A 22,242-nucleotide genomic window follows, 5' to 3' on the forward strand; every position below is an offset into this window, starting at 1 on the left:
AGAGGATCCCCCTCGTCAGGTGTTCAAGGGGCAGATGCTGGCTGTGGCCTTGATGTCCATCATGCCGTTTAAATAGGCCCCGTTTATCTCTGAGCGGCCCGAAGGGAGCCGTGCACTGGGCGTGATTGACATACCGCCGTGCCGTAACAGCTTCCCTCGTATCTATAATTGGTGGCTCAGCTAGGAGCCATCATGAGTTTGTTGCCGATTGAATCTGTTTTGCCCGCTTTAAGAGATGCCTTGTCTGCACGTAATGAAGTTGTACTTGAGGCAGCGCCGGGGGCAGGCAAAACAACGCGAGTACCAATAGCGCTGCTGGAAGAGCCTTGGCTGGCCGACCAGACTATTGTCATGCTCGAACCACGTCGACTAGCTGCCAGAGCCGCAGCTGAGCGACTGGCGAGCGAGCTGGGAGAAAGCGTTGGGCAAACAGTCGGCTATCGAATTCGCTTGGAGAGTAAGGTCGGACCACAGACTCGAATTGAAGTAGTGACTGAAGGCATTCTTACTCGTCGGCTTCAAGACGATCCTGCCCTAGATGGCGTTGGGCTGCTCATATTTGATGAGTATCATCTGCGTAGTCTCGATGCCGATCTGGCGTTGGCCTTGTGTCTCAACGGCCGTGAGTTGTTGCGCGACGAACCGCCGCTGAAGGTGCTGCTGATGTCCGCCACGCTGGAAGGCGAGCGCCTGTCGCGCCTGCTGGACGAGGCGCCTGTGGTACGCAGCGAAGGTCGCATGTATCCGGTGGAGCAGCGTTGGGGGCGGCCGAGTCAGATCGGCGAGGCGCTCGAACCCCGGGTGGTACAGACCATGCTCCAGGCCCTGGCCGATGAACCTGGCAGCCTGCTGGTGTTCCTCCCCGGCCAGGCGGAGATTCGCCGCGTCGCCGAGCAGTTGGCCGAGCGCCTCGCTGGCCGGTCAGAGATCCTGCTCTGCCCGCTCCACGGTGAACTGGACCTCGCTGCCCAGCGCGCGGCCATCGAGCCGGCACCGGCGGGCAAGCGCAAGGTGGTGCTGGCCACCAACATCGCCGAGACCAGCCTGACCATCGATGGCGTGCGCGTGGTGGTGGACGCGGGCCTGGAGCGTGTACCGCGCTTCGACCCGGCCAGTGGCATGACTCGCCTGGACACCCAGCGTATTTCCCGCTCCTCCGCGACCCAGCGTGCCGGCCGTGCCGGCCGTCTGCAGCCGGGTGCCTGCTACCGGCTCTGGTCTGAGGCCCAGCATGAGCAACTGGCCGCCCACGGGAGCGCGGAAATCCTCCAGGCCGACCTTGCCGGACTGGCGTTGCAACTGGCGCGCTGGGGGATTGGTGATCCCAATGAACTGGCCTGGCTCGATCCGCCGCCCACGGCTGCCTACGCCCAGGGCCGTGACCTGCTGCAACGCCTCGGCGCACTGGCCGACGATGGCAACTTGACCCGCCATGGCCAGGCCATGGCCGAACTGCCCGCCCATCCGCGCATTGCCCACCTGCTGTTACGTGGCCACGCCCTGGGACTCGGCGGCCTGGCCTGTGACCTCGCCGCCCTACTGGGCGAGCGCGACATCCTGCGTGGTGGCGGTGCCGACCTGCACAGCCGCCTCGCCTTGCTGGCCGGTAACGACAAGGCAGCGCGTGGCGCTCGTGGCGGCGTGCAGCGTGCTCGCCAGCTGGCGCGGCAGTTCCGTTCCTACCTGCGTGGCCCGGCCAGCGAGCCGGTGGCCGATCCGGATCACCCGCGCTGGCTCGGCTGCCTGCTGGCGTTCGCCTACCCGGACCGCATTGCCCAGCAACGTCGTGCCGGAGGGGCCGATTATCGGCTGGCCAATGGCCGTGCAGCCACCTTTGGCGAGCCGGATGCGCTGATGAAGGAGCCCTGGTTGGTGATCGCCGATCTCGGTAGCCGCCAGGGCCAGCGTGAAGAGCGCATCTATCTCGCGGCCGACCTTGATCCCGCACTGTTCGACGGCCCTCTGGCCGAACAGGTAAGGTGCCAGGACCTGCTCGACTGGGAAGAGCGCGAAGGTGTGCTGCGCGCCGAACGTCAGGTGAAAGTGGGTGAGTTGGTGCTGGCCCGCGAAGCCCTTGCCGAACTGGATGACGAGGCCCGCTCGCGTGCGCTGCTCGGTCTGGTGCGACGCAAGGGGCTGGAGCTGCTGCCGTGGAGTGCGGAGCTGCGCCAGTGGCAGGCGCGGGTGGCGCTGCTGCGCCGACTGGACCTGGCCGACACGGGCAGCAGCGAATGGCCAGACCTCTCCGACGCGGCGCTTCTGGCCAGCCTGGAGGAGTGGCTGCAGCCCTGGCTGGGCAAGGTCAGCCGCCTCAGCCATTTCGCCAACCTCGACCTCGCCGGCATCCTCCATGGCCTGCTGCCCTGGCCGCTGCCGCAACGCCTCGACGAGCTGGCGCCGCGTACGCTGGAAGTGCCCTCCGGCTCGCGCATCCGCCTCGACTACAGCGACGAGATGCCGGTTCTCGCGGTGCGCCTCCAAGAGCTGTTCGGCCTCGCCGACACTCCGCGCATCGCCGGTGGCCGTCAGGGCGTCAAGCTGCACCTGCTGTCCCCGGCCCAGCGCCCGGTGCAGGTCACCCAGGACCTGGCGAGTTTCTGGCGCAATACCTACGCGGAAGTGAAGAAAGATTTACGAGGTAGGTACCCTAAGCATTACTGGCCTGAGGACCCGCTTGTGGCCCAGGCTACAGCTAGAGCTAAGCCGCGAAAATCGTAGGCTGTTGCTCAATGCGGGCGTGTGAACCGGAACCCAGTGTTGCCTCGAGAGCAACGCAGGTTGGCTCTCTGTTGAGTGTGCCAGTCAACCGGCGTACTAGGGCCGTGCGAGTTTTACCGTATTGCCATTCGTAGAGTCGACGTGCCCGTTTTTTGCAGATTTCGGCCCTTTGTAAATGTGTGCTCCGGAACTTAAGCGACGGTTCACCCTTGACACCCTAGTGGAGGATCATAGATGTCGTGGACTTTGGCGGCATCGACCATGCATTCCTGGTTGATCACAACGGCCAAGTGATCTTCAGCCTTGACAAGGGTCAGGTGATGACGAACCTCAAGGACATCTATCCGGACAGAGCCCTACGGATTGAGTCGGGCATTCAGGATGCCACCTTGCACGGGCAGGAGCGGATTGTCTCTTTCGCCCCAGTGAACGACCGGTAAACGTCGTCGTCATTAGACACGCGCTTTATGGACGCTTCGGCAGTGAAGCGAGTTGTATCGCAACATTCAAAGGTGGTTATGCCAATGCTCCCAGCTTTTGACTGACTCCGTATTCTCTTCCTCTTCCTCTTCCTTTGTCTCTTTCTTGAGATCTTCTTGCCGAAGTTGCTTTAGCTTCTCCAGTTCACGCACGTACTCGTCAACTGGCATACCATTTTTTAATGCGTTCAGAAGTAGCTCCTCGGCCTGGTCATATATACGGTTAGTCCTGATTATATGGGCAGATGAAACGATGTCTTCGTATCCATCAAGTTTGGCGAATGCAAGATGAATATACCGTTCTACCGAGAGGGGATCTTTGTGGCCAGTCCACAGCATGACGTCGTAAAGAAACTTTTTGCTATTAAGCAGGGCGCTTCTGAAGTCGTCCTTTTGCTTGAACTTGTGTCTTTTGATTAGGAGTACGAAAAGATTGGTGATGAAAGCATGGCGGAACATGTGTGCACAGACTTTTTCTTCGATGCCGGCGTGACTTCTAAGTTGAATCATTTCATTCGTAATACTGCAGGCACCGAGCGGCTTACCAGTCTTTTCTTGAACAAAGAGTCTGTCGTGATCCGTGTCCTTGAAGTTGCGAAGAGATATTCTGCGGGCAAACTGAATATATTTCTTAGCTTCGCTTAGTACCACTCTTGAAATCGGGATAAAACGCTCGGAATAGGTTCCACGTTTCAAGGTTCGCAGACGTAGCAATGGGAACGACATGTTCATGGCATTACGTATGTCCGAAACGGTAATTTCAATTATCTCGCTGCGTCGAGCGCCCGTATGCTCAAGCAAGGAAATCACCAGATTCCGTCGAAGTTGAAGGTGTCTCGATGGGTGGATTTTGTTTGCTGAATCTCGCAAAAGCTTTATATGTTCGCTCGGGATCGGATCGCGCGTGTGGTAGCGCGTTCCAGATACATGAAGAGAGTGGTGATGCAGATAACTCCGCTTTATCGTTCTTCCTGAGCGCGTTGTGATAGTAAATGTTTTCATTACGGCGCGGATGGTTCCATTCTCTGATACAAATGCATCGTCGCCATAAAGACGTCCTACGAATTGCAAAAAATCTAGACAGATCCTACCAATTGCTAGGAGTGTAGTTTCGGTGCGCCTATTTACAGTGGGATCGTTGACAGATCGCTCCTTTCTTAATTCGTCAATGAAGTCTGAGAACTGTTGGTCAGACAGTCCTATAAAGTCAGTTCGGTATCTGAAGCAGTAGCGAACTAGTGGGCTTATTTTGGATGCATACTCCCCAATGCTTCCGCCTTTACCGCCGTGCCTTGATAGGCCTTTTCCACCTCGGCCAGGGCGGTCACGTAGTGCGAGCATGTAGAGATTTGCGACGTTATTGGGCGTGCCATCAGGCCAACAGCAAAACGGCAGGCCAGAACCATCTTTTGTTATAGTACTTCCATGCGCATGGTAGCTAAAGAGTGTTAGCTCTTTAAGTGGTTTAAATAGTTGTTGGCGAAGGTGGTTTGTCACTTGCGATACTCCTCCAGTCGCGTAACTCGCCCGTCTCCGGAAGAAGGGGAGGGGGGGGGTGGCTGTTCTGGAGGGAGGCTCAGTAGAGCAGTAAGTGCCTGAACGGCATCGCTTGCCCGCTTTTCAAGTAGAGCGGGATCTAGATTGCTACGTATATTTCTTAACTCGTTAATTGCCAGGCTTAATCCCTGGAGGAGGACCATGTTGGCGCAGCGCTGCTTATCAAGTCTCTCCTCTAGTTCAGTTACTAGTCGCGAAAGTCCGGACTTAGTGCGTTTTGTTGAAGTGGCCTCTTTGCTGCCATTGACCTTCTCAATGGCCCTCAATGCCGCTAGGCGGAGGGTATCAAGTTCCTTAAATCCTCCCTTGAACTGTAAGTTGGCGTGAGATTTTAAAGTGTTGATGCTCATTGGGGATTTTGACTTTATAGCCCCTGAGTCCTCGAAATTGAATTCGAGCTTGGCTAGCGCTCCTTGGCTTCTGAGAGCCTTTAGAATGTTCTCGTTTTTGGAAAAATAGTCAGGATTACGGTAGATTAGCTTTAAAAGTTCACTGGTTATTAATGTGGCGCTAGCATGTGGCTCTAGGTCGGAGATTTTTTTCATTTAGTCTGTGCTCTGAATTTTTACTACCACGCGCATATGTTGGCCGGTTTCGTCTGTGAAAAACTCTGGCTCAATCTGGACTTTCCCTGTCTTTATCATGTCGGTGATTGCGTCTTCAAGTTCAGCAGTGTCTACTAGAGCAAAATTATCTGTGTTGTAACGAATTTTTAGTATTTCGGCTAGATCTTCGTAAGCAGTGATATCGCCATTATGCAAGCTTTCTGCTATGAACTGAGCCTTAGCGCTACGCAAAACTGCACCATCAGTGGACTCAGTAATGTAATTCCAAACATGCTGCATGTCGGTGTGCCCGAGCATCCACTGCAGTGTCTCCAGTCCTCCAAAACTGCTCGAGTGGAAGAATACCATGGAGAAAAAGCGTCGAAGTTGATGTTGTCGGATATAGTACCTTTCTCCTTTTGAATTTAGTGGTAGTTCGAAATAATCGCACAACAAGTCTAGGTTTCTATTGTAGGCATACATTGTTTGCTGACTAAGCCCGGCATTTCCGAGGAGTCCGGGGGGGGCAAAGAGGCTAGTCATTTCAGTTATGAATCCGCTTTTTAAAAGTCTCTGCTGCATGGAAATTAAGTTTTTAATCATTTTTACGGCAATGGGTTCGATTGGGCGTGCTTGGCGTTGTCTTATGCCGAACAGGTTGGATGTGCTTTTTCTATTTAAGAAGATCAACCATCTTTCGCTTTTATCTAGGCAGTCAGTCGAGTGCAAATCGAGCATTTCTCCTATTCGGCGAGCCATGATTGTTCCAACTACCATCTGGACACATCCAATATAGATGCGTAAGCACTCAATCAGTCCCACATTATTTCTGAGTTCTATGAAGTAATTTGACTGCTTTCTCAGTGCGCCGTGCCTAATAGACACCGTTTGACATACAAGCCCAAGCTTCCTAATTCCCATGTCGATAAGCTCAGGGGGCATAATGTCTTGTAACTCTCCATTGGTAAGTTGCGTAGGGGCAATTCCATTGAGGTTGCAATGCTCTGCCATGCGGCAGAAACCTTCTATTAGAAGTTCTCCATACTTGAAATGGTACTCGATTGATTTTCTGAAGGCGTCTCTCACTATTGGGTACGGCAGCGTCCGAAACCGAGCAGCTTCAGAGAGTGATGGTTCATAATCAAGTATCTGCTTCAGCTCTGATACTTCGGGAGCTGGAAGCCCAATTTCATGAAGAATTCCAAGGTTGTATGTTAAAAATCTGTAGGCGCGAAATGGACCGGATGTCATTGCTTCATGGTCACCTGTCCTGACCGATGAACCGGGATACTCTCTCGATATTATTTCTCTCTCATTATCAGTATAGAATTCTAATGAGCTTAATGTTTTTAGTTTTAGATGCCCGCCTTTCAGTGTGTTGGCATAAAGCGATTTCGCTAGCTGCAAGGTGTTAGGGGTGCGGACTCCAGCAGTTGATCTTTTTTTATAATATCCATGCAAATGCAAGGCAGCTCTTGCATAAGGTATTAAATCAAAAGGTATTTCCAGGTGATGCTCATCTAGTTGTTCGTCAGTCACAATGCGCATTCGTGGATATTGATCTAGAATGCTATCGAGTTCGATAGAACTGGAAGTGTTTATTAAGCTTAAACAAAATTTGCTGATAGTCTTGGTCCACTCGTAAACCGACTCTTCCGAACCGTTGACGCTTGAGAAGACGTCTAGCATTCTCTTCATGTGATGGCTGTTGATTCCAGCCAATCCGAATCTGGATAGCTGATATTCTTTTGCATTCAGAAGAATGTAATCGGCAACGTGAATGGCCCTGTTAAACATCGTCATCTGTGCGGCTAGTGAACCTAATTCGATCGCCGATCCTCGAACAGAACGTGTAGATGTTGTTAAAAAATACTTTAGCCCGTCTAGTAATGGCTTGTTTTTTTGGGCAAGCAGAGAAGTTTCGTCGTCTAATGTAATGTCCCAGTTGATCGTGTTGGGGGTCGCAAAATTGAAATCATATTTCCATATGTGCAAGTCGAAATCACTCAGCAACCAACTTGATTTTTTGTATTCTGTCCTAGGGTCGGTGTAGAACGCTTTTAGGAAGTCTAGCTCTGCTGGTAATTCAACATTCATATATCAACTTCTCCATTCTGCGGGGGTTACACCTCTGCTCGGCGACATAAAGGTGGTCTTTCAGTAGTGCGTCATTATCCCTTCTGATCTCGGCAACAACGGCCTTCGTTAGATCTGCCCAGTATCGTGCTACTCCTGTCACTTCTTCGGGTCGTTCCGCTGTAGCCACTGCTTTCTCTAATGATACGAGGGCGGTCATTATCCCTGGATCCACTGAGATGTAGACCTCTGAGTACTGATTCGCTGAATAGGGTTCAGTTGTTTGAGTGTTCTCCGGGTTGACCAGGTGGTCAGGGATGTCTTTTAGTGCATGGTTCTTAAGAAATAGATTTAACTCTTCCATTGTCTCGAAGTCTGCGGCCTCTATGAGGAAGCTGCTATCTTTCATCGCGTCACAGATTAAGCCGCGCTGAAAAATTCTTATCCAGCGGGCTTGGAAGAAGGCTAGTATTGACTCCGGCAGGTAGTGAGAAAGTTGCAGGCAGTCGTGGTTTGCGTGGCCGAGCGCTTTGGACATGGCTTCGACGCTTTGGGTTTTTAAATATACCTCTACCCCACATGAGGCTCGAAGACTAGAAAGGGTGACTCGAGATAAGAAATTTTTTAGTTCAGTACCCCTCAAGGAAGTATGATTTGAAAATTGTTGTGCAAGTCGTTCAAAAATCCGTGTGTGTTTATCGAATAGCGCTTTGTTCCAAGTCGGAATTACAGCGCTCCGCGGGTGACCGAAACCCTTCCCGCAGGTCAGGAATAACTCCTTCCATCGGCTGTCGCCAATTCCCTTGAGATATTTTCTTAACGGTGCTGTGATCTTTATTACTTCGAAGATTCGCTTTGTTGAGTTCGCGTTTAGTTGTATTTTCTGCTCGCTTAGCTTTCCACCTCTTCTATCCTTGAAGCCGACCAACTGATACCCGGTGTCGGTTTTCACAAAGCCGGATCTTCTACCTTTGTCGTCATACAAACGAAAATTCTTAAGGAAAGATTCTGTGATCTCATTGTGCTCTGCTACCAGTAAGCATTGGTAGGGATAAAGAGTGCCAGCAGCCGGAAGTCCAAGTATATTTGCGACATCAGCAGATAATATGGTGTATCCGTATTGGTGTTCGAAGTCCATGCGCGAGGATGGAAAGCCGTTGCTTTGAAAAATCGCGCAAATTGATTCGTGATCGTAACTCCGACGCTGCCAGCCTTTTCGAGGTTTGATTTCCGAGGAGTTTATCCGTGTGGTTGCGAGTATACGAAGTTGGACTCTCGAGTAAAGTTCATTGGCTTGTTCTGTTGCCCAGGATTTTACGGTTTCGATGTCTTTGTGGATACTTTTGAATAATATTTCTATTGCCTCGTTATCAGTTATTTCGAGAGGGACTCTAGTGATAAGTTTTTCATGGATTTCCACCCCCTCATCAGACACGGACACTCTTGTTTGCGCTCTGTGTTGTTTGGGGCGGATGGGCCGTGGTAGTCCATCCCCAAAAGGGGTTGCCCAAACTCCTGATTGTATAAAGGCCTCTTCGCAGTTCGATATGAACCTGTTCCACGTTTTTATCTGGGTTGGTATATTTAGATTTTCTCTATATGCGGTTAAGAAGTGCTCCTTCATGAAGTGCAAAAAGAATGATTTTATATTTTCTGGGTTTTGGAAGGTTGTAGTTGGCCACTCCAAAGAGTTCTTCGATAAATAGCTGGCCAGCTTGTTGCACAATGTGGTGTTGCATCTTGCTTGCTTGGCCGAAAAAGTCTTCCATGTCCGGTAGTACTCTTCTGTAAACTCAGGGCCATGGGAGTGCCATAGTTCTCCCAGCGCGAGAAAACTTGGTACTCCTTTTAGGGAGTCGACTTGCCATCCGTTCCAATAGCGCAAGGCCAATGGGTTCAATTTTTTCTGCTGGGAATCCCAGAGTTCTTTCCCTTCTTCGAGGTCGGCCATCAAATAGTCGAAATTGGGCATGCCTGGAATTTCGTCGCGCAGACTTGTAAGTGTTTCTACGAAACGTCGAGCCCAGCGAATCCGAACAGGCTCTTTGCTATCGGCCAAAGTTCTTGATCGCAATGCACCGACAAAACCGATGATGATCGGCTCGCAGCTTCGACTCGACAGATGGACGTAGGAGAGTTCTGCCTCGATGAGTTGGAGGTAGCACTCGAGCAGCTTCAGCGGAACGTTAATCAACTCCGACGACGCGTGGGTTTGAAAGGCCTTGGCTAGGGGCTCCGAAATTTTTCGGAATGGATAGTTGGGTAAGAACAGGGTGCTGCTGATGATTGTCAACGAATTCTTGTCCTTGCTTTGGGGTGGAAGATCCCGTATTTGCTGGGTTTAGGTATCTAATGATAAATCCATGCGAATGGCAAAATGCGAGAACGCAGCCTGGACGCCGATCTGGCCCTGGCGCTGACCCTCAACGCGCGGCTGTTGCTGCGCGACGAGCCGCTCAAACTCCTGTTGATGTCCGCCACGCTCGAAGGCGAGCGGCTGTCCAGTCTGCTTGACGATGCGCCGGTGGTGCGCAGCGAAGGGCGCATGTACCCGGTGGCACTGCGTTGGGGGCGTCCATATCAGCCTGCTGAACGTATCGAGTCGCGAGTCGTGCAGACGGTCATGCAGGCACTCGACGAAGAACCCGGCAGCTTGCTGGTTTTCCTGCCCGGACAGGCCGAAATCCGTCGGGTAAACGATGCGTTGGCCGAGCAACTGGCGGACCGGCGCGACGTGTTGATCTGCCCGCTGCACGGCGAGCTGGAACTGGCGGCCCAGCGTGCGGCCATCGAACCGGCTCCAGCGGGCACGCGCAAGGTGGTGCTGGCGACCAACATCGCCGAGACCAGCCTGACCATCGAAGGGGTGCGGGTGGTGGTCGATGCCGGATTGGCGCGGGTGCCTCGGTTCGATCCGGGCAGCGGCATGACGCGCCTGGAAACCCGGCGCATCTCGCGTGCCTCGGCCACCCAGCGTGCGGGGCGGGCAGGGCGTCTGGAACCCGGTGCGTGCTACCGCCTGTGGTCCGAAGACCAGCATGCGCAATTGGCGGCCTATGGCGATGCGGAAATTCTCCAGGCCGATCTGGCCGGTGTTGCGTTGCAACTGGCGCGCTGGGGCGTCGAGCCCGATGAGCTGGCCTGGCTCGACACGCCGCCCGCTGCCGCGTATGCCCAGGCGCAGGATTTGCTCCAGCGGCTCGGGGCGCTCAGCCGCAACACCCGCGGCGGCTGGCAACTGACCGCGCACGGGCAGGCCATGGCCGAACTGCCCGCGCATCCGCGCATAGCCCACCTGTTGCTGCGGGGACAGGCGCTGGGCCTCGCGCCGCTGGCTGCCAACCTCGCGGCATTGCTGGTCGAGCGTGACATCCAACGTGGCGGCGGCAGCGACATTGCCACCCGCCTCGGGCTGCTCGAAGGGGGCGCCACTCGACAGGCCGGCGCGCAGCGGGTGCGCCAGTTGGCACGACAGTTTCGTGGATTGCTGCGCGGCTCCGCGGGTGCTGTCCCGGCCGATGCGGCCGATCATCGCTGGCATGGCGCGCTATTGGCTTTTGCCTACCCGGATCGTGTCGCTCGCCAACGCCGCGAAGGAAGCGGCGAGTATCGGCTGGCCAATGGTCGGGCGGCGGTGTTTGGCGAGCCGGATGCGCTGATGAAGGAACGCTGGCTGGTGATCGCCGAGCTGGGCAGCCGTCAGGGTCAGCGCGAAGAGCGTATCTATCGCGCCGCCGCGCTGGACCCGCGGCTGTTCGAGGATGTCCTGGCCGAGCAGGTCAGCTTGCGCGACGAGCTGGAGTGGGACGAACGGGAAGGTGTGCTGCGTGCCGAGCGGCAACGGCGGGTCGGCGAGCTGGTGCTCAGCCGTGAGGCCTTGCCCGGGCTCGATGAGCATGCTCGCGGTCGCGCCCTGCTCGGGCTGGTCCGGCGCAAGGGCCTGGAACTGTTGCCATGGACGGCAGAACTGCGTCAGTGGCAGGCACGCATCGGAATGCTGCGCCAGATCGATCTGGATGCCGGCGTGGCCAGCGAATGGCCGGACGTCAGCGATGCCGCACTGCTGGCACGATTGGAGGAATGGTTGCTGCCGTACCTCGGCAACGTCTCGCGGCTGGCGCACTTCGCTCAGCTGGACCTCAAGAGCATGCTCGCGACCCTGTTGCCCTGGCCATTGCCGCAACGCCTCGATGAGTGGGCGCCAGTCGCCCTGACCGTGCCTTCCGGGTCGCGGGTGCGGCTCGATTACAGCGAGTCGCCACCGGTACTGGCGGTGCGTCTGCAGGAACTGTTCGGCCTCGCCGACACGCCACGCATCGCTGGCGGGCGTCAGGCGGTCAAGCTGCACCTGCTGTCGCCAGCGCGTCGTCCCGTACAGGTGACGCAGGACTTGGCGAGCTTCTGGTCCACGACCTACCGCGATGTGAAGAAGGACCTCAAAGGCCGCTACCCCAAGCATTACTGGCCGGACGATCCGCTGATCGCCGAACCGACCGCGCGGGCCAAGCCGCGCGGCACCTGACGCGCATCGTGGCTACTCGCCCGGCAGGCTCATGTCTTCGCCGGCCTCCAGCCGCTGCACATAGGCCCGGTCCAGCGCGTCGATGACGCGCTGGCTATCGTCCAACCGACGCGAAACGATGAAGCGAATCGGCACTTTGTAGACGTTCACATAAGGCAGTGTCCGCTGGCCAAGCCGCTGCAGCACCTGGTTCACCGGAATCTGATAGTCGAGCAGATAGTCGCCACGACGGTGCTGCAACATTTCAATCGCCGAGGCATGGCTGCTCGCGCGGTGCAGACGAATGCCCAACTGAGGGTCGTGCAGCATCTGGTTCACCGCAGGCCAGTAGTTGTAGCCACCAATGACGATGACGCCGCGCCTGGCGAGGCTGCTCGGCACCTGGGGCGGTGGGGTGTCGGGCCGGTGGTAGAGGTTGAGGCTGATCTGCGCCAGGGTTTCGCGCCCCTCGATCGTATCGGCAATCAGCTCCGGTTTTCCTGGTGCGCCGGGCCAGAGATCGACGGTGCCATTCTTCAGGGCCGCATACAGGCGGGCACTTGGCAGACCGCGAAACCGCGCCTGATAGCCGGCCGTTTCGAGCAGTTCACGGGTGAGGTCGACCAGCGGCCCCTGCGGCCGGCCCTGCGTGTCGCTGTAGATCGCGGGCGGGAAGTCATAGTAGCCCACGGTCAGGGTGCGTGGCGGCTCGGCGGCGGACGCGCAAAGGCATGGACTTGCCAGCACGGTGGCGAGCGGTATCCAGTGTAGAGGTTTCAAGGTAATTCACTGCCCCTTGTTGTTATAGACCCAGCATGGTCGCCAGGGGCCGGGCTGTCCATACCGCGTCGGGGCGACTCGCCAGCGCGGCACCAAAGCGCTGCTCGAAACGCCTGCGCCGGCAAGTGACGGATCAGCGCCAGGCTGACTATGCTCAGCGTATCAGGGGCTGATGGCTCGCGCCGTCGATGCCCGGTGTAACGCGGCTGGGGGTGGTTCATGTATCGCAAGGTGTTCGCCAGCAAGGTGTTCGATCGCAAGGTGGTGCTGATCACCGGAGGCTGCGCGGGAATCGGACGCGCGCTGGCCGAGCGGATGGCGCAGGCCGGTGCCCGGGTGGCGATATTCGATCTCGACCAGGACGCCATCGATGCGTTGGTCCAGCACCTGGTCGATCACCACAACGCCGATGTGCTTGGCCTGCGCTGCGATGTCGCCGAGGCGACGGCGGTGCAGCGGGCCGTTGCGCTGGTGCAGGAGCGCTTCGGTGGCATCGACGTGTTGATCAACAATGCCGGCATCACCCACCGCAGCCGCGTCGCCGAGACCCGGTTATCGGTGTTCGAGCGGATCATGGCGGTCAATTTCTACGGTGCGCTGCATTGCACCCAGGCCGCGTTGCCGAGCCTGATCGAGCGCCAGGGGCAGATCATCGTGCTCAGCTCGCTTTCACAGTACGCGCCGGTGCCCGACCGTGGTGCCTACAACGCCAGCAAGCATGCACTGCATGGGCTGTTCGAGACCTTGCGCAGCGAGTTGGCCGATAGCGGTGTCAACGTGATGCTGGTTTGTCCCGGTTATACCGCGACCGATCTTCGCAGGAACGTGCTGGTCGGGGATGGCTCCACCGCACCGCAGCCGGTGCTGGCCGTGGGACGCGTGGCGTCGCCGCAGGATGTTGCCGAATCGATCTACCAGGGCGCACTCAAGCGCCGCCGGCTGTTGGTGCTGTCGAATCTGGACTGGCGCGCGCGGCTGATCGCTCGATGCTTTCCTCGGTTGTTCGAGCATTTGCTGTTGCCGCGGCTGGCCGGTGCCCGGGTGTCGGCGGGCCCTGGCTAAGCGGTCGTCGCGCCGCCGTAAAGTCGCTGCACCAGATCCAAGTCCCAGTACGCGGCCTCGATCTTGTGACCATCGAGGTCGCGCACGAAGCAGCCGTAATAGGGTTCGCCGTACTCTTGCCGCGGCCCCGGGCCGCCTTCATCGGTCGCACCGGCGGCCAGCGCAGCGCGATGGAAGGCATCGACCGATGTCTTGCTGTCGGCGAAGAAGCCGATATGCGTCCCGTTGCCGACAGTTGCCGTTTGGCCATCGATAGGCGTTTGCAGCCAGAATTCCGGATATTCGCGGCCCCAGGCGATGGCGCCCGGATGGGCCATGATGCGCTTGCAACCCAGCGTCGCAAGGACCTGGTCATAGAAGCCCGCAGCCTCCTCGAAGCGGTTGCTGCCAAGCGATATGTGGGACAGGATGCTGGGGTTCTGGTCGGCCATCTCGACGCTCTCCGGAGGAATGGAAGATCAAGCCTAGTCCGGCCGGTCGCCGTGTGCCGCCTGGCGATCAGCTTTTTTCGTCGGTACTGATGACCGGGTCGCTGCAGAGCATGAAACAGCGGAACAGCACCACGGTGGCCAGAAGTTGCACCAGCCCGACGGCGCTGTCGACCAGCACGGCCAGCACGCCGGGAGATGTCTCGCCGGCCCAGAACCGTGCCGCGAGCCAGGCTTCGAGAAGCCATAGCGGCAGCAGTACGGCCAGGATGCAGCCGAACACCAGCAGAAAATGGCCGCGGGTCTGCAGAAAGCTTTGCTTGAGCGCCGCTAGCGGGCTAAGGCCGCGCAGAACCAACAGATACTCGGCGAACGCGATCTTGACCATCACCCAGAGCCCCGGCAGAACGAACAGCGACGCGCCGAGCATGATCAGCAGCGTACCCAGCCCGGCCAGCACGGCCATCGAGGGCCATAGCGGCAGCGCGCGCATCATGATCTCGCGCAGCGCCGGCGCGTGGCCGCGGCTGCGCGCATCGAGAAACAGAATCAGCGCACCGATATAGAGCGGGTAGAAGATCATGCCCACCAACAGCTCCTGTGCCGGCAGTGCATCCTTGCCCACCAGATGATCGACGGCCAGACGGGTGCAGCTTTCCAGCGCGATCAGCGGCAGGCACAGCCGGGCGATGGACGCCAGGTTGCGGGAGTAGAAAAAACAGGCGTCACGGAGGATGGACAGGACATTCATCGCGGTCGAAACAACTCTCGGAGAAACAGGCGCGCACTTTAGCCCAAGCGACCGGCTGACGACACGCGCGCGGTTGCCGTCCATACTGGCGGACCACTCCACCGTACGAGTCGCCGCGTGAAGAAGATCGCCCTGTTTGCCGACGTGCAGAATCTCTATTACACGGTGCGCCAGGCCCATGGCTGCCATTTCAACTATGCCGCGTTGTGGGCCGAGGTCAGCGCGCGCGGTGAGATCGTCGAGGCCTATGCCTATGCCATTGACCGGGGCGACGTCAGGCAGCAGCAGTTCCAGCAGATCCTGCGTAACCTCGGCTTCACCGTGAAACTCAAACCCTACATCCAGCGCAGCGATGGTTCGGCCAAGGGCGACTGGGACGTCGGCATCACCATCGATGTACTGGACAGCGCCGCGCACGTCGACGAGGTGGTGCTGGCCTCCGGCGACGGTGACTTCGATCTGTTGCTTGATCGCGTGCGAGCCGGGGGGGCCGAGGCCACCGCCTATGGCGTACCGGGGCTGACCGCGCAATCGCTGATTCGCGCCGCCACGCGCTATGTGCCCATCGAGGGCGCGCTGCTGTTGCGCCAGTGACGGCGCAGCGGCAGGCCAGCGACGTTTCACGATACCTGGGAGGAATGGCTGGGGTGATGCAAAACGGCATCCGCCCACGCTTGGCTTTCCAGCTTCCGGCTATCTTTACGAGTAAACTGCTCGCCTCGTTCCCGTACTCCCGGTTTTCGCCATGACCTTCGCCTCCCTGGGCCTGATCGATCCGCTGCTGCGCACCCTCGAATCCCTCGACTACACCCAGCCGACGCCCGTTCAGGCCAAGGCGATCCCCGCTGTGCTCAAGGGCCGCGACCTGATGGCCGCCGCGCAGACCGGCACGGGCAAGACCGCCGGTTTCGCGCTACCGTTGCTGCAACGCTTGCTCCACGAGGGCCCGCAGGTGGCGAGCAATTCGATCCGCGCGCTGGTGCTGGTGCCCACCCGTGAGCTGGCCGAGCAGGTCCACGAAAGCTTCCGTGCCTACGGCCAGAACCTGCCGCTGCGCACTTATGCAGTCTACGGTGGCGTCAGTCTCAACCCGCAGATGATGGCCCTGCGCAAGGGCATCGACGTGCTGGTGGCGACGCCGGGGCGGTTGCTCGATCTGTATCGGCAGAACGCGGTGAAGTTCGGCCAGGTGCAGGCGCTGGTGCTCGACGAAGCCGACCGCATGCTCGATCTCGGCTTCTCGCAGGAACTCGACGCGCTGTTCAGCGCGCTGCCGAAAAAGCGCCAGACGCTGCTGTTCTCGGCGACCTTTTCCGATGCCATCCGGCAGATGGCTGGCGAGCTGTTGCGCGATCCGCTGTCGATCGAAGTCAGCCCGCGCAACGCCGCCGCCAGAACCGTCAAGCAATGGCTGGTGCCGGTGGACAAGAAGCGCAAGGCCGAGCTGTTCCTGCATCTGCTGGCGGACCGGCGCTGGGGCCAGGTGCTGGTGTTCGTCAAGACCCGCAAGGGCGTCGATCAACTGGTGGAGCAGTTGCAGGCCGAGGGCATCGCCAGCGATGCGATCCACGGCGACAGACCCCAGGCGTCGCGGTTACGTGCGCTGGAGCGCTTCAAGGCCGGTGAAGTGCAAGTGCTGGTGGCGACCGACGTGGCCGCGCGAGGGCTGGATATCCATGATCTGCCGCAGGTGGTCAATTTCGACCTGCCGATTGTCGCCGAAGACTACGTACATCGCATTGGCCGCACGGGCCGCGCGGGCGCGACCGGCGAAGCCGTATCGTTGGTCGCCGCCGACGAAGTCGATCAGCTCGCCGCCATCGAGACGCTGATCCAGCAGGTCTTGCCGCGTCATGACGAGGCGGATTTCATACCCGACCACCGTGTGCCGACCACCCAGCCCGGTGGCCAGATCATCAAGAAACCGAAGAAGCCTAAAAAGCCCAAGGCTGCGCCCGGCAAGGGGCGCATTCACCTCGGCAACTGGTTCGATGAAAGCGAAAAACCCAACGCCAAGCCAATCCGCAAGGTGCCGAGCCTGGGCGGGGCGAAGCCGGCGAAAAAGCGCTGACGGCACAGGGTGGCGTCTGGCCCGCGAGCTGGATTCTTGCGCCTGTGCGGCTTATTCCCGTGCAACGCCAGTTGGCCGGTCTGCGGCGTTCAGCATGGCCGTTGCGAGCGGATTCGACCGATCCATGGGCGCTCGGCATTCGCGCCTGGTCCAACGAGCCTCTGCGGCAATGGCCACAATAACCAACAAGAGAGGTGCCCTTTGGCGCGTGCCGATGCAGAACTTCACGAACTCAGCCGCCGAGAGGTATGGGCCGGGTTCAAACAACTGATGCCAATCTCGATTTTTGTCGTCGTATTCGGTTTGGCCTTTGGCCTGGCGGCCACGCAGGCGGGGCTGGACGACTCTTCCATCATGCTCATGAGTGGGTTGGTGTTCGCCGGTGCCTCACAGTTCGCGTCGCTGGAGCTGTGGGGGGCGCATGTGCCGCTGGTGCCGTTGATCGTCACGGTGTTTGCCGTCAACGCGCGACACCTGTTGATGGGGGCCACGCTGTATCCCTGGCTGCGCCATCTGCCCCCGTCCAGACGCTATGCCGTGATGTTTGTCGTCTCCGATGCGAACTGGGCAATGTCGATGCAGGCGTTCAGTTGCGGCAAGCCCGGCCTGGGCATTCTCTTCGGGGGTGGCCTTGCGCTCTGGACGTTCTGGGTGCTGGGGACCTGGCTCGGCCTGTATTTCGGCAGCGCCATCCATGATCCGGTCGGCCTGGGGCTGGACATGGTCATGGGCTGTTTTCTTCTGGCAATGGTCGTCGGCGGCAAGAAAAGCCTGCGGATGACCGTCATCTGGATCGTCGCGGGGTGTTCGTCGATGTTGGCGTACTGGTATCTGCCGTCCAATAGCCATGTGGTGGCAGGCGCGCTCGCCGGCGGCATCCTGGGTGCGCTGTGGATGGAGAAGAACGCATGAATCTGGACACGACAGGCGCGGGTGCGCTGATCATCATTCTGGTCATGGCCGTGGTGACGCTGGCGACTCGCTGGGGTGGTGTATTCGCCATGTCGTTCGTGCCGATCAATCGCCGGACGGAGCAATTCATCAGCGCCATGTCGGGCTCGGTGCTGGTGGCGCTGCTGACACCGATGGCGGTCAATGGGGATAACGGTGCCCGGCTGGCATTTCTGGTAACGGCCGTGACGATGCTGCTGGTCAAGAAGCCCTTGCCTGCAATCGCAGCCGGGGTGGTTGCCGTGGCGCTTTTCAGGCAGTTATGAGGCGCGCCTGGGCTCCGAGGCGCTTATCGCCCGAGCGCCCTCGCGCAGCCGGTGGTCAGGGTCGCAACCAGCGAAGCATCCCTTTGGCCGCCGCGCGGCCACTGGCAAAGCAGGCCGTCAGCAGATAGCCCCCCGTCGGCGCTTCCCAGTCGAGCATTTCGCCGGCGCAGAACACACCGGGCGACTGGCGCAGCATCAGGCCCTCGTCCAGTGCCTCGAAGGGCACGCCGCCAGCGCTGCTGATGGCTTCGTCCAGCGGGCGCGGGCGGAGCAGGATGATCGGCAGCGCCTTGATCGCCGTGGCGAGTGCCTCGGGATGTTGAAAGGTTTCGCCATCGGTCAATTCGCGCAGCAGACCGGCCTTGACGCCGTCGAGGCCCAACTGGCGTTTGAGGTGCTTGGCCATGGATTGCGAACCGCGCGGTTTGGCCAGCGCACGAATGATTTTTTCCCGCGAGTGATCCGGTAGCAGGTCCAGCGCGACCGTCGCCCTGCCGTCCCGCTCGATGGCCTGACGGATCTCGGCGGACAGCGCATAGACCAGGCTGCCTTCGATCCCGCAGGCGGTCACCACGAACTCGCCTTTACGCGACGGGCCGCCGGGCAACCCGAGGCTGACCGTCTTCAACGGCGCGCCCGCGAACTTCTCTTGCAGATGCTGGCTCCAGCCCGCCACCTCGAAACCACAGTTGGCCGGTCGCAACGGGGCGACGTCTATGCCGCGACCTTGCAGCAGCGAAACCCACGATCCATCGGAACCCAGTCGCGCCCAGCTACCGCCGCCCAACGCCAGCAAGACCGCATCGGCGCTGACGCGGACATCGCCCTCGGGGGCGCGCAGCGCGAGGCTGCCATCGGCGTTCCAGCCCAGCCAGCGATGGCGCGTGTGAATGTGGACGCCAGCGTCGCGCAGGCGTCGCAGCCAGGCGCGCAGCAGCGGAGCGGCCTTCATGTCCGAGGGGAAGACGCGCCCCGAACTGCCGACGAAGGTGTCGATCCCCAGCCCATGGATCCATTCGCGCAGCGCCTCGGGGCCGAAGGCTTCGAGCAGCGGGCGCAGGTTGGGCGCACGCTCGCGGTAGCGCTCTACGAAGGGCTCGAAGGGTTCTGAATGGGTGATGTTCATTCCGCCGACGCCGGCCAGCAGGAACTTGCGCCCGACCGAGGGCATGGCGTCATACAGATCGACCGCGACGCCGGCTTGACTCAGTACTTCGGCGGCCATCAGCCCGGCGGGGCCGCCGCCAATGATGGCGACACGAGATTCGGCAAGAGGCATGGTTGCAGCCGGCAGTTGCGAGGCGGGCATTGTAGCGGCTGGCCTGTGCCCTGGTCATTCCTGCGAAGCCGCGTTGGGCCCTGGCACGGAATCGCCTGTCGCCAGGGCTCGCCGCTCAATTCAAGCCATGGCGCCGCCACGCCTCGGCTGCACTGAAATGCAGCTGTGCGTGGCGGCGGGCGAGCAACGCGCGGTCCTTGTCATAGCCGCCGCCAATCACGCCGACCACCGGAATGTCCCGGCCCAGGCAATGCTCGATCACCGCGCTGTCACGCATCGCCAGGCCCTCGTCGCTGAGATTCAGCAGGCCCAGCGCATCGTCGCGATGCACGTCGACGCCGGCATCGTAGATCACCAGGTCCGGCTGATAGAGGGGCAACAGATACCCGAGGGTGTCGTCGACCACCTTCAGATAATCCGTATCGCCAAGGCCTGGCGGCAGGCCGATGTCCCAGTCGCTACGGGCCTTGCGCGTCGGAAAGTTCTTCTCGCAGTGCAGCGAAACCGTCACCGCGTCGGCTGTATGCTCGAGAATCCGCGCGGTACCGTCGCCCTGATGCACATCGCAATCGAAGATCAGCACGCGACCGACGCGGCCGCTTTCCAGCAGCGAGAGGGCGATGACGGCCAGGTCGTTGAAGATGCAGAACCCCGAGGCGTGATCGCGATGGGCATGGTGGGTTCCGCCCGCCAGATGACAGGCCAGCCCATGCTGCAAGGCCAGCTCCGCAGCCAGCAGCGAGCCGCCGACCGCCCGAACGGTGCGCTGCGCCAGCGAAGGGCTCCAGGGCAGGCCCAGGCGACGTAGCTCCTCACGGCTCATGTCACCGGTGCAGTAGCGCTCGACATAAGCGCGGTCATGCGCGAGCGCGAGCAGGTCGGTGGGGCAGCGTTCAGGCCGCAGTAGCGCCGCGTCGGTGGTCAGGCCGCTGGCGACCAGGTGATCGCGCAACAGCCGGAACTTCTCCATCGGGAAGCGATGCCCTGGCGGCAGCGGCGGGCTGTAGTCGTCATGAAAGATCAGCGGCAGGGACATCGATCAGCGCCTGGACGGTCAGCCGAAAGTATGCCGACTCCGCCATGCTTCTCTCAAGGCGCGCCCGATGGCACGCGACGGTCTGTAGCTGAGCGCACGGCGGGCGATGGGTTGGACGACGCGCAAGCCTGGGCCGATGCCCGACGATAAGCGCAATTGCTGGAGCGACCCCGGCGAAATCCGTAACATTGCGCGCCTGCCCCGTGCCCGTATACCTAAAGGAACAACACCATGACCGACACCCTAGACACGCTGGTCAATCTGCTGTCGCTGGAACGAATCGAGGAAAACCTGTTTCGTGGCGCGAGCCAGGATCTGGGGTTTCCGCAGTTGTTCGGCGGCCAGGTTGTCGGGCAGGCGCTGTCCGCGGCCAGCCAGACCGTGACGCCGGAGCGTCATGTGCATTCGATGCACGGCTACTTCTTGCGTCCTGGCGACTCGCATCAGCCGGTGGTCTACGACGTCGACCGGGTGCGTGACGGCGGCAGCTTCAGCACCCGTCGCGTCAGTGCGATCCAGAAAGGGCAGACCATTTTCACTTGCAGCGCCTCGTTTCAGGCGGACGAGGCCGGTTACGAACACCAGTTGCAGATGCCCGAGGTGGTCGGGCCGGAGAATCTGCTGAGCGAGTGGGAGCTGCTGCACAAGTTGACGCCACTTGTTCCCGAGCGCGTGGCAGAGAAGCTGCGCCGGCCCAAGCCCATCGAGATTCGCCCCGTGACGCTGCAGGACCCGATCAACCCCCAGCCGATCGAACCGGTTCGTTACATCTGGTTCCGTGCCGATGGCGCGCTGCCGGATAATCCCGCGCTGCACAAGTACCTGGTCGCCTATGCTTCGGACTTCAGTTTCATCGGCACCGCCCTGCAGCCCCACGGCGTCAGCTCCTGGAGCAAGTTCATCCAACTGGCGAGCCTCGATCATGCCATCTGGTTTCACCGCGAAGTACGCGCCGATGAGTGGCTGCTGTACGCCATGGACAGCCCGTGGGCCGGCAACTCGCGTGGCTTCGCCCGTGGCAGCATCTTCAACCGTGCCGGGGAGCTGGTTGCATCGGTGGCCCAGGAAGGCCTGATCCGGGTGCGTGAGGACTGGAAGTGAAACTGGCCGACGCACGGCACTGGGTGTTCGATATGGATGGCACCCTGACCATCGCCGTGCATGATTTCGCGGCGATCAAGCGTGCCCTGGACATCCCCGCGGACGATGACATCCTGCACCATCTCGCCGCGCTGCCGGCTGACGAAGCGGCTGGGAAGCGCGCCTGGCTGCTGGAGCACGAGCGTGAGCTGGCCTATGCGGCCAGGCCGGCAGTCGGTGCTCGCGAACTCTTGCATGACCTGTGTGACCGGGGTTGCCAGCTCGGCGTGCTGACGCGCAACGCGCACGAACTGGCGCTGGTGACTTTGCAGGCGGTGGGGTTGGGCGATTGTTTTGCCAGCGATGACATCCTCGGCCGTGACGAGGCGCCTCCCAAACCCGATCCCGGCGGGCTGCTGCAACTGGCGACCAAGTGGCGCGTCGAGCCCCAGGCGTTGGTGATGGTCGGTGACTATCGCTTCGACCTGGAATGCGCCAGGGCGGCGGGTGCCCGTGGCGTGCTGGTCAACGTGCCGGTCAATCCATGGCCGGACCTGACCGATCTGCACGCGCGTGATTGTCTGCAGCTACGCGAGCTGTTGGCCGGTTAGCGAACCGCGATCCGTCGCCCGGGCGCTGCGCTTGTCGGGACGCCGCGTGAA

General features: G+C 59.6%; 17 protein-coding genes and 2 pseudogenes. 10 read left to right on the forward strand and 9 right to left on the reverse strand.

From position 1 onward, the window contains the following. Positions 1–192 precede the first annotated feature (192 nt). Positions 193–2,718 carry an ATP-dependent helicase HrpB gene (gene hrpB / locus GQA94_RS06755; RefSeq protein ID WP_003292681.1) on the forward strand — a complete coding sequence of 842 codons (2,526 nt, stop codon included), beginning with the start codon at positions 193–195 and terminating at the stop codon, positions 2,716–2,718. Positions 2,719–2,942: 224 nt separating this feature from the next. Next, a pseudogene (locus tag GQA94_RS06760) lies at positions 2,943–3,146 on the forward strand (chemotaxis protein); the annotation flags it as partial. A 78-nt stretch (positions 3,147–3,224) separates the two neighbouring features. On the opposite strand, the gene GQA94_RS06765 reads toward GQA94_RS06760, so the two are convergent. The 4 genes from GQA94_RS06765 to GQA94_RS06780 are packed head-to-tail and all read right to left on the reverse strand — an operon-like array spanning position 3,225 to position 9,347. Further along, positions 3,225–4,694 (reverse strand): tyrosine-type recombinase/integrase, encoded by a 1,470-nt coding sequence (locus GQA94_RS06765; RefSeq protein WP_063613243.1) that lies wholly within the window; start codon positions 4,692–4,694, stop codon positions 3,225–3,227. After that, entirely contained in the window at positions 4,691–5,299 is a 609-nt protein-coding gene (locus GQA94_RS06770) for a hypothetical protein (protein WP_015275582.1), read from the reverse strand. Before GQA94_RS06770 ends, GQA94_RS06765 begins: the two co-directional genes overlap by 4 nt. Beyond that, on the reverse strand, positions 5,300–7,396 hold the full coding sequence (locus GQA94_RS06775) for a phage integrase (RefSeq protein ID WP_015275583.1): 2,097 nt from the start codon (positions 7,394–7,396) through the stop codon (positions 5,300–5,302). It lies immediately after the preceding gene. Beyond that, positions 7,386–9,347, reverse strand: a complete 1,962-nt coding sequence (locus tag GQA94_RS06780; RefSeq protein ID WP_138407004.1) for a hypothetical protein — start codon at positions 9,345–9,347, stop codon at positions 7,386–7,388. Before GQA94_RS06780 ends, GQA94_RS06775 begins: the two co-directional genes overlap by 11 nt. 402 nt (positions 9,348–9,749) lie before the next feature. On the opposite strand from GQA94_RS06780, the pseudogene hrpB (GQA94_RS06785) reads away from it, so the two are divergent. Continuing rightward, positions 9,750–11,897, forward strand: a pseudogene (gene hrpB / locus GQA94_RS06785) (ATP-dependent helicase HrpB); the annotation flags it as partial. 12 nt (positions 11,898–11,909) lie between these two features. On the opposite strand, the gene GQA94_RS06790 reads toward hrpB (GQA94_RS06785), so the two are convergent. Then, the gene (locus tag GQA94_RS06790; RefSeq protein WP_233270225.1) at positions 11,910–12,656 is read right to left on the reverse strand and encodes a substrate-binding periplasmic protein; all 747 of its coding nucleotides are present in this window, start codon (positions 12,654–12,656) and stop codon (positions 11,910–11,912) included. Between the two features lie 219 nt (positions 12,657–12,875). Here GQA94_RS06790 and GQA94_RS06795 point away from each other — a divergent pair, with 219 nt between their 5' ends. Continuing rightward, on the forward strand, positions 12,876–13,718 hold the full coding sequence (locus tag GQA94_RS06795; protein ID WP_158187314.1) for an SDR family oxidoreductase: 843 nt from the start codon (positions 12,876–12,878) through the stop codon (positions 13,716–13,718). On the opposite strand, the gene GQA94_RS06800 is transcribed toward GQA94_RS06795, so the two are convergent. After that, entirely contained in the window at positions 13,715–14,149 is a 435-nt protein-coding gene (locus tag GQA94_RS06800) for a VOC family protein (RefSeq protein ID WP_158187315.1), read from the reverse strand. The two genes, GQA94_RS06795 and GQA94_RS06800, sit on opposite strands and share 4 nt — an antisense overlap. 67 nt (positions 14,150–14,216) lie before the next feature. Then, a complete protein-coding gene (locus GQA94_RS06805; protein ID WP_158187316.1) occupies positions 14,217–14,897 on the reverse strand; it encodes a YciC family protein in 681 nt (226 codons plus the stop codon). Positions 14,898–15,014: 117 nt separating this feature from the next. Here GQA94_RS06805 and GQA94_RS06810 point away from each other — a divergent pair, with 117 nt between their 5' ends. From GQA94_RS06810 to GQA94_RS06825, 4 genes are all read left to right on the forward strand, one after another. Then, a complete protein-coding gene (locus tag GQA94_RS06810) occupies positions 15,015–15,491 on the forward strand; it encodes an NYN domain-containing protein (protein WP_158187317.1) in 477 nt (158 codons plus the stop codon). A 151-nt stretch (positions 15,492–15,642) separates the two neighbouring features. Then, on the forward strand, positions 15,643–16,968 hold the full coding sequence (locus GQA94_RS06815; protein WP_158187318.1) for a DEAD/DEAH box helicase: 1,326 nt from the start codon (positions 15,643–15,645) through the stop codon (positions 16,966–16,968). Between the two features lie 270 nt (positions 16,969–17,238). Then, a complete protein-coding gene (locus GQA94_RS06820; protein ID WP_158187319.1) occupies positions 17,239–17,880 on the forward strand; it encodes an AzlC family ABC transporter permease in 642 nt (213 codons plus the stop codon). Continuing rightward, entirely contained in the window at positions 17,877–18,185 is a 309-nt protein-coding gene (locus GQA94_RS06825) for an AzlD family protein (RefSeq protein WP_158187320.1), read from the forward strand. Before GQA94_RS06820 ends, GQA94_RS06825 begins: the two co-directional genes overlap by 4 nt. Before the next feature lie 55 nt (positions 18,186–18,240). Here the strand turns inward: GQA94_RS06825 and GQA94_RS06830 are convergent, their stop codons facing one another. Beyond that, positions 18,241–19,464, reverse strand: coding sequence for a TIGR03862 family flavoprotein (locus tag GQA94_RS06830; protein WP_199270108.1), 1,224 nt, complete (start codon positions 19,462–19,464; stop codon positions 18,241–18,243). A 115-nt stretch (positions 19,465–19,579) separates the two neighbouring features. Then, a complete protein-coding gene (locus GQA94_RS06835) occupies positions 19,580–20,500 on the reverse strand; it encodes a histone deacetylase family protein (protein ID WP_158187322.1) in 921 nt (306 codons plus the stop codon). Between the two features lie 231 nt (positions 20,501–20,731). Here GQA94_RS06835 and tesB point away from each other — a divergent pair, with 231 nt between their 5' ends. Together tesB and GQA94_RS06845 are read left to right on the forward strand one after the other, a co-directional pair. Continuing rightward, the gene (tesB, locus tag GQA94_RS06840; protein ID WP_158187323.1) at positions 20,732–21,601 is read left to right on the forward strand and encodes an acyl-CoA thioesterase II; all 870 of its coding nucleotides are present in this window, start codon (positions 20,732–20,734) and stop codon (positions 21,599–21,601) included. After that, on the forward strand, positions 21,598–22,191 hold the full coding sequence (locus GQA94_RS06845; protein WP_158187324.1) for an HAD family hydrolase: 594 nt from the start codon (positions 21,598–21,600) through the stop codon (positions 22,189–22,191). The genes tesB and GQA94_RS06845 overlap by 4 nt, the downstream gene beginning before the upstream one ends. The last annotated feature ends 51 nt before the right edge of the window (positions 22,192–22,242 follow it).

This window comes from Stutzerimonas stutzeri (genome assembly GCF_009789555.1).
Taxonomy (GTDB): domain Bacteria; phylum Pseudomonadota; class Gammaproteobacteria; order Pseudomonadales; family Pseudomonadaceae; genus Stutzerimonas; species Stutzerimonas stutzeri_R.